We start from the raw sequence: 16,537 nt of genomic DNA, 5'->3' as shown, positions 1-16,537 counted from the left end.
GGTAATTAAACATGCTTGAAAAAAATCAGCTTATGATAGAAAACAGGGATACATTGCATTTAAAAGTATGTAATATTATTCGCGAAGCCATTTTAAAAGGAGAGTTAAAACCAGGCCAACGCCTTAAACAATCGGATCTTGCTGATGCGATGGGTGTCAGCCGGATGCCAATCCGGGAAGCGCTGCAAAAACTCGAAGCAGAAGGACTGATCAAGCTTGAGCCTCATAAAGGGGCAGTGGTAAAGTCAATTGAAGTAGGCGATATCGAAGAGATATATGCACTCCGAACGGAATTGGAAAAAATGGCTGTTTACCAAAGTGTGGAGCATTTAACGGATGAAGACCATCAGCAATTAACGGCCTTGGTAGAGCAAATGGAAGTGAGCGAAGATGTGGATGAATTTATCCGTTACAACATTGAATTTCATCGTCTATTAATGAAGCGGAGCAGCTGGGAGCGGCTCAATTCTTTTATTAGCACCTTATGGAATGGTCTGCCGCAGCAAACTCCTCATATTTTAAAAGGCCAAAAAGAAACATCGAATGTGGAGCACAGAAGTATCTTAAATGCCGTGTTAAACAGAGATAAGGAAACGGCAGCGAATCTCGTTTCCAACCATATTTCGCGAACCGGCAATATGTTAGTAAAGAGATTAAAAGAAGAGGGAAAAAAATAGTTCTCTCTTTTTTCGGTAAAATTGTATCCAATATCCAAAATAAGAATGTGAGGGAAGTAAAATGACATTATCAAAAAGATTAGCTGAATATGTGTGCCAAACGAGTTTTGAAGATTTACCTGAACATGTCGTAGAGTTTACGAAAATCTGTATCCTAGATTGGTATGGCTCTGCCATCGCTGGAAAAGACATGCCGCCAATTCAAGCGGTGAAGGAACTGGTCGAAGAATGGGGCGGTCATGAACAAGCAAGTCTCGTCACGGGAGGAAAATCCTCACTAGGCAATGCAGTGTTGGTCAATGCTGCCTCCAGCCATATTGTGGAGCTCGACGATATTCATAAATCTTCGATTATTCATGCCGGTACCGTGGTCATTCCGGCCGCCGTTGCCGCAGCAGAAGCCTATGACCTTAGCGGCAAAGAATTGATTACGGCAGTGGCCGTTGGCTATGAAGTGTGTTACCGAATTGGCGAGGCTGTATCGCCATCGCACTATTATTTTTGGCATAATACCGCCACATGCGGCACATTTGGCTCAGCCGCTGCGGTTGCGAAGCTAATAAACTTAAATGTGGAGCAAACGATGCATTCCCTCGGAAATGCCGGCAGCCAAGCGGCAGGACTGTGGGAATTTATCGAAGATGGAGCCAACACAAAACAATTGCACACCGCTAAAGCAGCCTACAACGGGACACTCGCCGCCCTGCTTGCCAAAAAGAACTTCACGGGAGCAACAAAAATTTTAGAGGGAAAAAGAGGGTTCTTTGAAGCGATGGCTGAATCGGCAGACCCATCGAAAATCACGAAGAATCTCGGACATGAATGGAAGATCATCGAGAACAGCTTTAAGATCCATGCATCATGCCGCCATACCCATCCAGCCATCGATTGTATCCTCGACATCATGAATGAACATTCCATTGCGTATCAACAGATAGATAGAATTACGATAAAGACCTATCAAACCGTCCTGAATATTACTGACAAACCAAACCCTGACAGTATCTACGCCTGTAAATTCAGCAGTCAGTTTTGCGCTGCCCTGGCTGCAGTAAAGGGCTCCGCTTCGTTACGGGATTTTACGAATGATAGCTTACAAGATTCCGAGATTTTAAATCTTTTGGAAAAAGTAGACGTAGTCGTCGATGCCTATTATGAGGAAGCCTATCCGGAAAAATGGGGCGCTAAAGTCGAAATTGCTCTTACAAACGGGAAGATTTTTGAACAAGCAACAGATTATCCAAAGGGCGACCCTGAAAAAATGGCCACAAAAGAGGAACTAATCCAGAAGTTTATCATGATGACTGCTGAAAAGTTAGAACATCCTGAAGAAGAGGTCGAAGCGATTTTTAAATTAGATTCAATCAGCACGAGGGAATGGCTGAGGAAACAGGAAATCAGCCATTTACAGCAGTAATGGAGGATATCACTATTTCATATCGAACTTATAATTGGGAGTGAATATAAAGATGTCCATGAATGTTGATGTCATCGTGATTGGCGGGGGCCAGGCGGCGCTTTCGGCAGCGATAGCGGCTAGGGAAGAAGGGGCACGTGTTGCCATCATCACCAAAGGGAAAGCGGGATTTGGCGGTTCATCCGTTATTTCAGATGGCGTCCAATCAGCCATTTTTTCAACAGGGGATTCGCCTGAAACCTTTTTCGAAGATATGATTCGTGGCGGCCGAAATCTATCAAATCCAAACCTAGCGAGAATTCTAGCTGAGGAGTGTACCGTCAGGGTCAACGAACTGGAGAGTAAATTCGGTATCCCCTTGGAACGGGAGCGGAAAATCAGTACGCCCGGACACTCGTTTCCGCGCAGGGTTTATGCCGCAAACGGTCTTGGGAAAAACACCACAAAGGTATTAAGACAATATGCGCTGGAGATCGGCGTGGAATTGTTCGAGCAGTCTGCCTTGATTGATTTAATCAAGGTGGACCAAGTGGTTGTCGGTGTGGTCGTTGAAAAGGCTGCGGAATTACATGCCTTTTATGCGCCTTCTACGATACTAGCAACAGGTGGATTCGGAGGGCTTTATGCGTCTACTGATAATCCAAAGGATGTAACAGGAGAGGGGATTGGCATGGCGTGGAGGCAAGGTGCCGAGCTTGTCGGGATGGAATTTGTTCAGTTTTATCCGTATCGGCTCCAGCATCCTGCGAACGTAGATGTCATGACTAGGATTTTTGGAAAAGGGGCCGTCCTGTTAAATGAGGGAGCAGAACGCTTTATGGAGGATTTCCCGAGAAAAGAGCTGGAAACACGAGACATTCTAAGCTACGAAATGTTCAAGCAAAACGATGTGTACCTTGACTTATCTAATGTTTCTGATGAGGATTTAGCGAAGGACAGTCCATATGTGTACCGGCTTATTAAAAAAGGACATCAAGGGGAGTGGAAAATGTACCCTGTTCAGCATTATTGCATGGGCGGGATTAAAGTGGATGAATGGGGCAGAACGAGTTTACAAGGATTATATGCCTGCGGGGAAACAACCGGCGGACTCCACGGGGCGAATCGGCTTGGAGGAGGTTCTCTGACAGAAGCACTTGTGTTTGGGCATCGGACAGGGAAGATGGCGGCTCAAGAGGAGTCACCAGTTCCTAAAATGGCCGCGATTTCAAATTTAGGGGAGAACACCTTACACGAAGGTCGGGAACTGGAGGTAACACAGCGGATAAAAGAGATCATGTGGAACCTTGTTGGCATCGAAAGAACCACTAGTTCCTTACAGCAGGCGGAAAAAGAATTAGACCTGTTGGCGGCGGAATTAAATGAGGAAAAAGGGGTCAAGGCACTTCAGCTCCAAGATAAAGTCCGGGCAGCATGGGCTGCCGCGTTTGCCGGGGCTATGAGGAAAGAAAGCAGAGGGGCCCATATCCTTCAGGATGTGAGAGAGGAACAGAAACAATGGGAAGGAAACCTTGTGATTAAAGGGAAAACCATTGAATTCAGGCAAGAAACCGTGAGTGAAAGGACATAACTTTTTTAACATAAGGGGGAAGATGGCTTTGAGAATGATTTTTTATGAAGAGATTGTCAATCAGGTGGCCAACATGTGCCAAGAGGCCAATTTTGAGCTGGGCAAGGATGTTATTCAAGCCTTTCAAGCGGCCTTGAAAAAAGAAACCTCCGAAACAGGGAAAGACATTTTAGAACAATTGTTGCTGAATGCTGATATCGCTAGGTCCGAGCGAGTGCCAATGTGTCAGGATACAGGTGTATCCGTTTTTATCGTAGAAGTCGGCCAGGATTGCCACATTAGCGGCGGCAGTCTCTACGATGCAATTAATGAAGGGGTTAAGAAAGGCTATGAAGAGGGTTATTTAAGACACTCAATTGTTGACCATCCGATCACTAGGGAGAAGAGTAAGGGCTATAATACCCCATCGATTATTCATATTGAATTGGTACCGGGTGAGGATCTGGTCATACATATGTCGGCCAAGGGCGGCGGCAGTGAAAATATGAGTGCCTTAAAAATGTTGAAGCCTGCAGACGGCTTAGACGGAATCAAGGACTATATTTTAGGCATCGTCGCGCAAGCAGGACCGAATGCCTGTCCACCGTTAGTGGTTGGAGTGGGAATCGGCGGGAATTTCGAGCGCTGTGCTTATTTAGCAAAGAAGTCGTTATTTAGGCCAATTGGTCAGCGCAGTGAACGGCCGGAAATCGCGGAGTTGGAAATGGAATTGATGGAAAAAATTAATGAGCTAGGCATCGGACCACAGGGAATGGGCGGGAATACAACAGCACTTGACGTGAAAATCGAGATTGAACCTTGCCATATTGCCGCTCTGCCTGTTGCTGTCAATTTGAACTGCCATGCCAGCAGGCATAAAGAGGTCAGAATTTAGGAGGGAGCATCAGTGACAGCTATTCACATCACCAATCCAATATCCGAACAAGAATTGCTGAAATTAAAAGCGGGCGATCGAGTATTTTTAAGTGGAACCATTTATACAGCAAGGGATGCTGCCCATAAACGAATGTTCGAAGCGCTGCAAAAGGGGGAAGAATTACCTTTTGATGTTGCCGGACAAACGATTTATTATGTCGGTCCGACTCCTGCTAAGCCAGGAGCTGTGATAGGTTCAGCCGGTCCGACCACCAGCGGACGGATGGACAAATATACTCCCGTCTTATTGGAGCTCGGTTTAAAAGGAATGATTGGAAAAGGCTACCGCAGTGAAGAAGTGATTGAATCGATGAAGAAAAATAAAGCCGTTTATTTTGCTGCCATCGGCGGTTCGGGAGCACTGATAGCCAAAACCATTCAATCTGTTGAAGTGGTCGCTTACGAAGACCTGGGCCCAGAAGCGATTTATAAATTAACCATCAAAAACTTTCCTGTCGTGGTCATCATTGATCGTGAGGGAAATGACTGGTATAAAATAGGGAAACAGCAATTTTTTGAGCAAATCCAAGTAAAGGGTGCTGACATTTAATGTCGGCAACCTTTTTTTGAGAAAAGAGAAATAAATTTATGAATATTCGAAAAACTGTTGAAATTGTATTTTGGATACAGTATCCTATTTATATAGAAAAACATCATTTTCCTAATGGAGGAACCGAATACGATGAAAGTAGCTGATCAAGTCACGATTTACGAAGTTGGCTTACGGGATGGGCTTCAGTTAGAGTCAAAAGTATTAACGGTGGATGAGAAGGTTGAAATTTTTTCTTTATTGCAGAAGGCGAATGTATCCCAAATTGAATTTGGTTCATTCGTCCATCCAAAACTCGTCCCTCAAATGGCCAATACGGCAGCATTTTATGAGCATCTAAAGTCATACCCTGAGCTCAGTCTGGTCGCTCTTGTACCTAATTTGAAGGGGCTCGAGCTGGCTAAACAAACAGGCGTAAAGTCTGTTAATTATGTTTTTTCAGCAAGTAATACCCATAACGAACAGAATGTTCGGCAGACCACCGAACAGTCATTGGAAAACTTCAAGTATTTATCGCAATTTGCATCAGATAACGAGATCAACCTTAACGTTACAGTTGCTACCTCATTTGGCTGTCCCTTTGAAGGTCCAGTTCCGCGACAACGCATCATGAATCTGATTGAACAACTTCTCTTACATAACATCAAAAGAATTACACTAGCAGATACAACAGGAATGGCCAATCCGAAGCAGGTCTATCAATTGACGAAGGAAGTCGTGAATGAATGGGACAATGTTGAATTTGGCTGCCACTTCCATAATACAAGGGGTATGGGTCTTTCCAACATCCTTGCCGGTTTAGAGGCAGGAATCACCGTTTTCGACGCATCCTTAGGCGGGATTGGCGGCTGTCCATTTGCTCCTGGTGCAACAGGTAATGTTTGCACCGAGGATGTGGTCCACATGTTGGAAGAAATGGGCGTCCGCACTTCTATCAATCTTGATGGTTTAATCGAAGCTTCCCATCGGCTGGGGGAATTACTGGAACATGACTTGCCAGGACAAGTCGCAAAAGCAGGGAAAAGCTCACGTTTGTACCCTGTACCAAATAAAACTACAAGTTCTTTATGTTAAGGGGATGAGCATATATGCTAGTCAAAACCTATGAAACTATCAAATTAGAACGGGCGGAGAGCCATCAAGGAATCGCCGTGTTAACCCTGAACCGTCCGGAATCCATGAATGCGATGAATACAAAAATGGCGTTGGAATTAATCGAAGCGTTTGAGGAATTAAAATACGATGAAACGGTTCGCGTTTTGGTGCTTACCGGTTCGGGTACCAAGAGCTTTTGTGTGGGGGCCGACCTGAAAGAGCGGAATGGCATGTCCCAGAAGGACTGGAAGAAACAGCATGACTATTTTGAAAAAGTAACCGAGTGTATCCGCGAATTCCCGTATCCGGTGATTGTTGCCATTAATGGTTATGCACTAGGAGGCGGCCTTGAAATGTCACTAAGCTGTGACCTTCGAACCGCTGCTGAGGGTGTTGGACTCGGACTGCCGGAGGCGAAACTGGGATTAATTCCTGGCATCGGCGGCTCTCAATTGCTTCCTCGCATTCTACCAATTGGGTTAGCGAAGGAAATGTTGTATACCGGAAAACGGATTACAGCAGAAGAAGGTAAGCAGTGGGGACTAATTAATCATGTCTTTGAGAATGAATCCCTATTGGCGGAAACTATTAAATTAGCTGAAACCATTGCTATGAACGCACCGCTTTCCTTAAAAGCTTTAAAGAAGGCGGTTAATAAAGGGACTGAAACAGATTTGGCCACGGGTATTGTCTTAGAATTAGAAGCTTACTATAAATGTGCGAACTCAGAAGACCGGTTGGAAGGCATTTATGCCTTTAATGAAAAGCGGGCTCCAGAGTGGAAAGGGCGTTAACGGGTGGCTCTAGGCTCTGGGTTAGGTTACTCTCGGATAAGGCGGAAATATTCTCGGATGAGGGTGCGTTACTCTCGGATAAGGCGGAAATACTCTCGGATAAGCGTACCTTACTCTCGATTGGACCCGATACTCTCGGATAAGCCAGAAATACTCTCGGAAAAATCGATATAACTGTCGGCGGGCAGTTTTTGTTAGAAAAAGGAAAATAACTTGGAGGTATATAAAAATGTCAAATACAAAACTAGTAGAAAACACAGAACATGAAATGATTCGGAAAAGCGTTCGAGCTTTATGTGAGCGCTTTCCAGAAGATTACTGGCGGGAAACTGATGAAAAAGATGCCTATCCTACCGCCTTTGTCCAAGCGCTAACTGAAGAGGGATGGTTATCTGTATTAATTCCTGAAGAATACGGCGGTGCTGGACTAGGAATGACTGAAGCTTGCATCATTTTAGAAGAGATCAATCGCTCAGGCGGCAACTCTGGTGCCTGCCATGCCCAAATGTATACCATGGGCGCTCTTCTCCGCCATGGGAATGAGGACCAGAAACGAAGATATCTTCCTAAAATCGCGAGCGGCGAACTTCGCCTGCAAGCATTCGGCATCACTGAACCTACCGCTGGAAGCGATACAACCAGCATCCAAACCTTTGCTGAAAGAGTCGGAGACAAATACGTGGTTCATGGTCAAAAAATCTGGACATCAAGAGCGGCGCATTCCGATTTGATGTTGTTATTGGCAAGAACGACACCAAAAGACCAAGTAGCGAAAAAGACAGACGGGTTGAGCCTGTTTATTTTAGATATGAAGGAACAAGCGGATAAAATCGATATCCGCCCGATTGATACGATGATCAATCATGCGACGACAGAAGTATTTTTTGAAGGAGCGGAAATCCCGGTTGAAAATCTAATCGGGGAAGAAGGAAAAGGCTTCCGCTATGTGTTAGGCGGAATGAATGCAGAGAGAATTCTCATTGCATCTGAATCCATTGGAGACGGCATGTATTTTGTTGATAAAGCGGTTCAATATGCCAATGAGCGCGAAGTGTTTGGCCGTTCAATTGGGAAAAACCAAGGGGTTCAATTCCCAATTTCTAAAGGCTATATGGATATCCAAGCTGCTAAATTGATGAGAGATAAGGCTGCTGAAATGTTTGATGCTGGAATGGATTGCGGAGCCGAGGCAAACATGTCAAAATATCTTGCATCCGAAGCTACATGGCGCGCAGCGAATGCCGCAATGGACACATTTGGCGGATATGGTTTTGCAAAAGAATATCATATCGAACGGAAATTTAGGGAAGCACGTCTGTTTATTGTAGCACCGATTACCAACAACCTGGTTGTAAGCTATGTTGGACAGCATGTCCTTGGATTACCGCGTTCATTTTAAAACAACATCAGGAGGACCTTTTTTAAAAAAAGGGTCCTCTCTTTGAAAAGGGGGAGCCAAGATGCCAGGACCATTAAGGGGCATTCGAGTAGTGGATGTAACAACAAATGTTTCAGGGCCAAGTTTAACGATGATTCTTGCGGATTTAGGGGCAGAAATTATTAAAATTGAACGGCCTGATATTGGTGACGATTCGAGAGGAATGGGACCATTTTGGGAAGGGGAAGGCGTTTATTTCCTTCACATCAACCGTAATAAACAATCGGTCGTCATTGATTTAAAAAAGGAAAGCGGCCGAGAGATCGTTTATGACCTTGTCAAGACGGCAGACGTTTTTGTTGAAAACTTCCGCTTTCAAAAAGCGGAAAAAATGGGCCTTGGTTATGAGAGACTAAAAGAATTGAATCCTTCGTTAGTGTATTGTTCCTTATCAGCCTACGGCCAAGATGGTCCACTTTGTGACCGGCCGGGTTATGATGCGATTGCCCAAGCAGATTCCGGGATTATTGGCATTAACGGTGCAGAAGGAGCGGAAATTGCCCGTGTTCCAGTTTCGGTCCTCGATCAAGGGAGTGCGATGTGGGGAGCCATCGGGGTCATTTCGGCACTTTTTCATAAACAAAAGACGGGAGAAGGACAGTTAGTCACTACATCCCTTTATGAAACTGGGGTATTCTGGGTCGGCTATCACATGCTGTCATGGCTTGCGACGGGAAATGAGCCTAAGAAAAACGGTGCCGGACACACAGCCTTTGCACCGTATGGAGCCTTCCACGCAAGTGACGCACCTGTGATTATCGGAATCTCCAATAATTCCTTATTCAAACGTTTATGCAAGGTGCTCGGAAAGGAAGAATGGGTTGAGGACCCGCGTTACAAAAATAACCCTGAGCGAGTGGAGCATCGAGAAAATTTAAGAGTGGCGATTGAAAACATTCTCCAAGCTAAAACGGCGGATGAGTGGGTACAGCTATTAGTAGATGCAGGAGTCCCAAGCTCAAAGGTGAAGAAAATATCAGAAGTAGTCCAGGATCAGCAGACAGAAGCGATCCAAATGTGGACTGATGTTGAACACTCAACTATTAAAGACTTCAAACTGCCAAGACTTCCTTTTGAGCTTAGCAGTTCACCTGTGTCCATTCAAAAGGCTCCACCTAAACTGGGCGGGAATACAGAGGAGATATTAAACAAGCTTGGTTACAACAAAGAACAAATAGAACAGCTTTTAAATGACGGGACCATCCAAATAGAGGCTAAAAAGCTAGAATCCCATAAATAGTTTACAAGGAACCCACTGCCAAATTGTAGGCAGTGGGCGTTCGTTTTTTTGTTGACAACACTAATTGGCAGGAAATACAGTAAATGTAAAAGGGAACAGAGAGGGGAAACCGTAATGAAAGCAATTGTCGTCACCGGCTTTGGCGGTACAGAAAACCTAAAATACAAAGATGTTGAAATGCCAGTTATAGCTGAAAACGAAGTACTAATTAGAGTTGTGAAAACGAGTGTGAATTTTGCCGATATTAAATCAAGATACGGGCAAAAAGGAGCAACACTACCGTTTATCCCTGGTTTAGATGCCACAGGATTTATTGAAAAAATAGGAAGCAAGGTATCGGGGCTCGTAGAAGGACAAAGAGTCATCGCCTTCCCGAAAAATGGTTCGTATGCAGAATATGTGGTGGCATCGGACCAATTAGTCTTTCCCATTCCTGCTGAATTGGATTTCAGGACAGCAGCCGCTTGTCCGATTGTGTCTTTTTTGTCGTACCGTTTATTGAAAAATATTGCCGCCATGGAAAAGGGAGAAACAGTATTAGTTCATTCTGCGGCTGGCGGGGTAGGGACCACCGCCATTCAAGTTGCCAAGATTTTGGGAGCAAAGACGGTCATCGGGACGGTTGGCAGCAGGGAAAAAATAAAGGTGGCTGAAGAAAGTGGAGCCGACTTCGTTATTTGCTATGAGGAGGAAGATTTCGCGCCCATCGTAAATGAGATTACCAATGGGCGGGGTGTGGACATTGTCCTCGACTCCCTTTCCGGCGCCGTCACGGAAAATAGCTTCAATTGTTTAGCACCATATGGCAGGCTGGTCCACTTCGGTAATTCCAGCGGACATGTAGGAACCATTAAAACGGTTGATTTACATGCTAGCTGCAGAAATGTATTAGGGTTTAGTCTAGGGACAACACGAAAGCTCAAGCCGCATTTATTAAAAGAAACGGCTGAAGAAGTGTTTCCTCTTATAGTGAATAATCAGCTGAAAATTAAAGTAGGGCATGAATACATGCTGGAAGAGGCTGCAGATGCTCATAACTTAATGGAAAATAGGCTGAATAAAGGGAAAATATTATTGAATGTTGATCCAAATTTTTAAAATAGAACTTTGGTTAAAAAATGGAACAAAAAGCCATATTAAATATAGATAAAATATGTTAGGGAGAATCCCACATGATCTATATTTATAACGACTATGGCGGCACACATACTACTTCGTTGGCTGCCGCCTATCATTTAAAACAATTACCTCAATCGGAAAGAAAATTAACGACCGAAGAAATATTAAAAGTGAAGTATTTTAACAAACTGACAAAAAAGGATTTTGGAAAGCTCTTTTTTCATGGTACGGATGAGGATGGGAACAAAGTTTATACGATTGGCAGGAAAAGGAACAAATACGTTGTACCAGCGATGAAGGAGATGATTTTACTGCTTCAAGAGAAATTTCAGTTTGATGAAAAAATCGTTTTTTCCAATACCTCACCAACCGTTCCACTTTCTATGTCTTTTGGGGGATTTTTTTCGAGAGGCTTAAAGATAGACTTTATTGGCGTACCGTTACTAGTGAGAGGTGCCAAGCAATGCTGTGATAATATTTATCGGTTAGTGGAAAATACGAAACAAGTAGGGAAAACCCCATTTAATGAAAATGTGATTATTCTTGAAAATGAAATGTATAAGTAACTGTAAAGCCGTCCTTATGGGCGGCTTTGTTGTTTAGCTTAAACCATTTTACATTTAATATTTAGCGAACTGGTAATAGCTGTGACTGAACTGAAAAAAGGATTATAGTAAAATAGGATATAAAAGCTAAAGTAAAAGCTGGTGAAAATATGAAACTAAAAACGAACGATTCTGTTCAACAGGCGATGTTTCTCTTCACCTCTACTGGTGAGGAAATGTTGGAAGTTGTAAATTCTTCAGGAGAAACGGCTGGAGTCTTTACGTTAAATGATTTAAATGAAGCTATCCAAAAAGGAAAAGTGCATGAATCTATTGAAAACCTGATGGGCACAGCTTCCGAAAGCCTCTTTACACCTGAACACAGTAAAGAGAAGGAATCCGAATACGACAAGCTGATTTCAAGCGCGGTTTTTACCGAAATCATCGATTCCTCCTATGATGGTATTTATATTACGGACGGAAACGGGATTACCATTAAAATCAACAAGGCTTATGAGCGGATTACCGGATTCAAGGCGAGCCAAATTATCGGATTACATATGGACGAGCTCGTGAACGCTGGGTATATATCTAGGTCTGTTTCAACACAGATCATCAAAGAAAAGCGTCCCATTACTATGATGCAGACACTTCAAAATAAAAGGAAAGTGATTGTTTCAGGAACACCTATTTTTGGTGAAAACAAAGAAGTCGTCTATGTCATCAACAATGTCCGCGATATTACAGAATTGATTCAGCTAAAGCTTGAAATCGAAGACCTCCAGGAAATTAGGGAGCTGCGGAAGTCGACCGAGGACATGAACCAGAATGGGCATAACCTAGAATCCATCGTGATCACCGAGGAAACAGCCAAGGTATATAATCTTGCGATGCATGTCGCTAAGGCAGATGTGAAGGTATTGCTCTTGGGGGAAACGGGTGTCGGGAAAACGCTTGTCGCCAAGTATATCCATAAAAACAGCCAGCGCGCAGGCCGCAGCTTTATCGAACTAAATTGTGGTGCCTTCCCGCCAAATTTGATTGAAGCAGAGCTGTTCGGCTATGAAGCAGGTGCTTTTACAGGCGCAAGCACCAAGGGGAAAAAGGGACTCCTGGAAATAGCTGATCAGGGAACTCTTTTCCTAGATGAAATTGGGGACTTGCCGCTTGAGCTGCAAGTAAAGCTGCTTAAGGTGATGGATGAACAAAAATTTATTCCTGTCGGCTCAACGAAAACAAAGGAAGTGGATGTCAGGATTATTGCCGCTACCCATAAAAACTTAAAGAAAATGGTGGAGGACGGGAAATTCCGTGAGGATTTATATTACCGGTTAAGTGTGGTTCCAATAACCATACCACCGCTCAGGGAGCGAAAAAAGGAGCTAATTCCATTAATCGACCATTACTTGCAGGTATTTAACTCCAAATATAAATTGGACAAGGTTCTCACCATAGAGTCCCTGGACCGGCTCTGCGACTATCACTGGCCGGGAAACATCCGGCAGCTGATGAATGTAATGGAAAGAATTGTTGTGACAACCATACACGATGAGATTGGCTTACGTGATTTACCTGAGGAGTTCCATGAAAGGGAAAATCACTCATTTGGCAATCCAAAAGAAGACTTGCCGCTAAGAGCAGCAGTTGAACAGCTGGAAAGAGAGTTAATTAAAAAAGCATTAAAAACACACAAGACTACGAGGAAGGCAGCTGAAGCATTAGAAGTCAGCCAGGCAACCATCGTCCAAAAAATGAAAAAGTGGAATTTATCTGATTAAAAAACTAATCGAATTGCACTTTTTGATTAGTTTTTTAATCATTTGTGACTTATCTGTGACAAACTGAAAAAATAGAAACCGTTTACCTGTCAGTCTTTTTGCTGAATTTTAAATTTTGGCACGCTTCTTGCATCATTATTAGCGAAGAACGAAAGGGGAAGATTGTACGATGAATCTTATTTCAACTTTTAAAATTGCTAATAAACTGATTACCGGTAACGGTGCCACTGAAAAACTGTTAGAAGAAGTGACACGGTTAAATATGAAGAACCCGCTGATTGTCACAGATGAAATTTTAGAAAAAATAGGTGTGGTTGATAAAATCATCACGCTTTTGAAAGGGCTTCCGCATGGCGTGTATACAGGAGTTAAGCCTGAACCGGAGATAGCTCTCGTTGAAGAATGTAAAGAGGCCTTTACCTCCGGCGGACATGACGGCTTAATCGCTCTAGGCGGCGGAAGCGCTATTGATATTGCCAAAGCGGTTTCCGGCTTCGCTGGTTTTGACGGTCCGATTGAACAACTTTTCGGAACAGACCTTGTTCCAAAAAAAGGAGCTCCCATTATTGCGATCCCGACAACAGCCGGCACGGGTTCGGAAGTAACCAATATTGCCATCCTGTCGGATACAGAAGCACAATTGAAAAAAGGGATTGTTAGTGATTATCTGCTTCCGGACGTTGCGATTGTTTCACCAGAAATGACCTTGACAATGCCGAAATCAGTTACATCGGCAAGCGGGATTGATGCCCTTGTTCATGCCATCGAAGCTTATATTTCTGTCAATGCATCCCCAATTACAGATGCGCTTGCGATTGGGGCTATGAAGATGATTGCGAAGTACCTTCCGAAAGCGTACGCCAATCCAAACCATATTGAAGCAAGAGAAAATATGGCGACGGCAAGCTTAATGGCCGGCATGGCATTTGGAAATGCCGGGGTTGGAGCGGTTCATGCACTTGCCTACCCGCTTGGCGGACGTTACCATATTGCCCATGGTGTCAGCAACGCGTTGTTGCTTCCATACGTAATGGAGTGGAATAAAATCGCTTGTGCCGAGCGCTTCCGTGATATTGCCGAAGCCCTCGGACAGAACACAGTAGGGCTTTCAGATAACGAGGCTGCTGACCTTGCAGTGGAAACAATGAGAACGTTAAGTGCGATGGTTAATATTCCAACAGGCTTGCGAAGCTTTGATATTCCTGAAGAAGACCTCCGTTCTATGGCTGAGGATGCCTCAGAAATTACAAGACTATTAAAGAATAATCCAAGAGTCCTATCAACCGACGATATTGAAAAAATCTATCAGTCTGCTTATTAGACGAGTGGAGGAGAAATCATATGTGGAAAAATCGAAAAGATAGCCAGGAATCGCCTTATATTCCGGCCGGTCCCTTCAAGCTGAGGCTGCCGTTTATCCATTATAAATTTGAGTGGCCTGATTATGTGCAAGGCTTGCTGATGTGTGCTGTTGACTTATCAGCTATCCCTTTAATGACTGAACTATTGGGGATGCCATTTGAGGTAGCACTTGCTGTTGTTATGCTGAACGGATTGCTTTATCTAACCCATCATCTTTTGGGCGATCCTGTTGTTCCTGGATGGATAACCCCGGCCATTCCATTAATTATGGCTTATGTTTCTACCTTTGCAGAAGGCCCTGAACGAATACATGCCCTGATAAGTTTCCAATTAACGCTTGGGTTGTTTTCCATTTTATTGGGAGTTACGGGTCTTGCGAAGAAGGTAGTCAATCTTGTTCCACCTGCACTAAAATCAGGGATCATCATGGGCGCAGGTTTTGCAGCGGTTATCTCTGTGTTTCAGGCGGGCGGACGTTTTGAAACATTCCCTTGGACCATATCGATTGCCATTGGAATTGCGTTCTATTTAATTTTCTCGAAGCACTTCCAGGTATTGAAAACTCGCAATAGCTTTTGGTCATTGATTGGTAAATTGGGTATTTTCCCGATTATCATTTTAGCTGTAATCATTGCTCCGATTTTCGGAGAAGCACCGTGGCCAAAAATCGAGTGGGGCTTCAGCTCGCCAGACTTTGCAACACTATGGAGTCAATATACGGTCTTTGGACTAGGCTTCCCACCGTTGATGATGTTTGTGACTGGCCTGCCAACTGTACTTGCCACTTACATCGTCCTGTTTGGAGATGTTCTTCAGAGTAAAGCTATCGTGGATGAAGCGTGTGAGGTTCGAACAGATGAAAAAGTGGACTATAATGCTAATCGAGCGCATTTGATTTTTGGCGGACGAAATGCAGTGATGAGTATCCTTGGATCGGATGTGACTATGTGTGGGCCGATGTGGTCTGCCATGCAGGTTGTCATCGCGGAACGGTTTAAAGAAGGCAAACAAGCGATGAATTCGATTTTTGGCGGATCAGGCTCTTTCCGCTGGGGAACAAACACTGGTCTCATTCTGCTGCCGATCGTCAGCCTAGTGCAGCCAATTCTTGGCATTGCCCTTGCCTTAACACTATTAATTCAAGGCTATGTCAGTGTCAAAATCGGCATTTTGGAATCACGCAGCCAACGTGACCTTGGGATTGCCGGTATCACCGGCGCAGTGCTGGCAACAAAAGGTGCCGCATATGCATTTGCGGTCGGCATCCTGTTATGTTTGTTGATTTATGGCAAAAAGCAATTCTTTACAGGTGAAAACGACGAAACCTTCACCAAGGATCTTGAACGTAAGGATTTAAAACAGGTTTCATAAAATATTTTCTTTCCTAAAAGATTGTTGCTTTATCATGTAAACACTGCTTAAAAAAGGAACCAATAGCTTATTGCTTTGTATTGGTGCGCGTAGCCAAGAGAAATTCATCGGTTATGGTAACCAATAAAGGGTATAGGTGCCCGATACCAAAAAAATACGTCGGTACGGTAACCAATAAAGGGTATGAGTGCCCGATGCAAAGAAAAATCAATCGATACGGTAACCAATAAAGGGTATGGGTGCCCGATACCTAAAAAAATACGTCGGTACGGTAACCAATAAAGGGTATGGGTGCTCGATACCTAAAAAAATACGTCGGTATGGTAACCAATAAAGGGTATGGGTGCCCGATACTTAAAAAAATACGTCGGTATGGTAACCAATAAAGGGTATGGGTGCCCGATACCAAAAAAAATACGTCGGTATGGTGACCAATAAAGGGTATGGGTGCCCGATACTTAAAAAAATACGTCGGTACGGTAACCAATAAAGGGTATGGGTGCCTGATACCTAAAAAAATCCATCGGTACGGTAACGAATAAAGGGTATGGTGCCCAACACCTAAAAAAAGCGTCGGTTTGGTAATCAATAGGTGCCCAAGCGTTTAGAGAAATGTACCAACTTGGGAAGCATTCTTAAAATCACAACGTTTACGAAAACAACTTA

General features: G+C 43.8%; 14 protein-coding genes. All 14 read left to right on the top strand.

The genetic code is table 11. The features are described 5' to 3' along the window. Nucleotides 1-11: 11 nt before the first annotated feature. The 14 genes from ACZ5B7_RS18880 (at nt 12) to ACZ5B7_RS18815 (ending at nt 15,871) form a co-directional block, all read left to right on the top strand. Nucleotides 12-677 (top strand): GntR family transcriptional regulator, encoded by a 666-nt coding sequence (locus ACZ5B7_RS18880; protein WP_464490571.1) that lies wholly within the window; start codon nt 12-14, stop codon nt 675-677. Between the two features lie 61 nt (nt 678-738). After that, complete coding sequence (locus tag ACZ5B7_RS18875) at nt 739-2,094, top strand: MmgE/PrpD family protein (RefSeq protein WP_464490570.1); 1,356 nt, start codon at nt 739-741, stop codon at nt 2,092-2,094. A gap of 52 nt (nt 2,095-2,146) precedes the next feature. Beyond that, complete coding sequence (locus tag ACZ5B7_RS18870; protein ID WP_464490569.1) at nt 2,147-3,664, top strand: FAD-binding protein; 1,518 nt, start codon at nt 2,147-2,149, stop codon at nt 3,662-3,664. 22 nt (nt 3,665-3,686) lie between these two features. Next, nucleotides 3,687-4,538 carry a fumarate hydratase gene (locus tag ACZ5B7_RS18865; protein ID WP_464490568.1) on the top strand — a complete coding sequence of 284 codons (852 nt, stop codon included), beginning with the start codon at nt 3,687-3,689 and terminating at the stop codon, nt 4,536-4,538. Between the two features lie 12 nt (nt 4,539-4,550). Further along, nucleotides 4,551-5,129 carry a Fe-S-containing hydro-lyase gene (locus ACZ5B7_RS18860; protein WP_464490567.1) on the top strand — a complete coding sequence of 193 codons (579 nt, stop codon included), beginning with the start codon at nt 4,551-4,553 and terminating at the stop codon, nt 5,127-5,129. A 132-nt stretch (nt 5,130-5,261) separates the two neighbouring features. Further along, nucleotides 5,262-6,203: a hydroxymethylglutaryl-CoA lyase gene (locus tag ACZ5B7_RS18855; RefSeq protein ID WP_464490566.1), complete on the top strand. Its 942-nt coding sequence runs from the start codon at nt 5,262-5,264 to the stop codon at nt 6,201-6,203. A gap of 14 nt (nt 6,204-6,217) precedes the next feature. Continuing rightward, on the top strand, nt 6,218-7,018 hold the full coding sequence (locus ACZ5B7_RS18850; RefSeq protein WP_464490565.1) for an enoyl-CoA hydratase/isomerase family protein: 801 nt from the start codon (nt 6,218-6,220) through the stop codon (nt 7,016-7,018). Between the two features lie 229 nt (nt 7,019-7,247). Then, nucleotides 7,248-8,417 carry an acyl-CoA dehydrogenase family protein gene (locus ACZ5B7_RS18845; protein WP_464490564.1) on the top strand — a complete coding sequence of 390 codons (1,170 nt, stop codon included), beginning with the start codon at nt 7,248-7,250 and terminating at the stop codon, nt 8,415-8,417. Between the two features lie 61 nt (nt 8,418-8,478). Then, complete coding sequence (locus ACZ5B7_RS18840; RefSeq protein ID WP_464490563.1) at nt 8,479-9,696, top strand: CaiB/BaiF CoA transferase family protein; 1,218 nt, start codon at nt 8,479-8,481, stop codon at nt 9,694-9,696. Between the two features lie 114 nt (nt 9,697-9,810). Further along, nucleotides 9,811-10,794, top strand: a complete 984-nt coding sequence (locus ACZ5B7_RS18835) for a quinone oxidoreductase family protein (RefSeq protein WP_464490562.1) — start codon at nt 9,811-9,813, stop codon at nt 10,792-10,794. A gap of 74 nt (nt 10,795-10,868) precedes the next feature. Then, entirely contained in the window at nt 10,869-11,381 is a 513-nt protein-coding gene (locus ACZ5B7_RS18830; RefSeq protein WP_464490561.1) for a DUF3189 family protein, read from the top strand. Between the two features lie 149 nt (nt 11,382-11,530). Beyond that, nucleotides 11,531-13,138, top strand: a complete 1,608-nt coding sequence (locus tag ACZ5B7_RS18825) for a sigma-54 interaction domain-containing protein (protein WP_423798466.1) — start codon at nt 11,531-11,533, stop codon at nt 13,136-13,138. Between the two features lie 169 nt (nt 13,139-13,307). Beyond that, nucleotides 13,308-14,459: an iron-containing alcohol dehydrogenase gene (locus ACZ5B7_RS18820; RefSeq protein ID WP_464490560.1), complete on the top strand. Its 1,152-nt coding sequence runs from the start codon at nt 13,308-13,310 to the stop codon at nt 14,457-14,459. Nucleotides 14,460-14,479: 20 nt separating this feature from the next. After that, a complete protein-coding gene (locus ACZ5B7_RS18815; RefSeq protein ID WP_464490559.1) occupies nt 14,480-15,871 on the top strand; it encodes a hypothetical protein in 1,392 nt (463 codons plus the stop codon). Nucleotides 15,872-16,537: the final 666 nt, after the last annotated feature.

This window comes from Neobacillus sp. S1115, from assembly GCF_055385565.1.
Note: the sequence above shows the minus strand (reverse complement) of the source record. Positions and strands in the feature narration are given on the sequence as shown.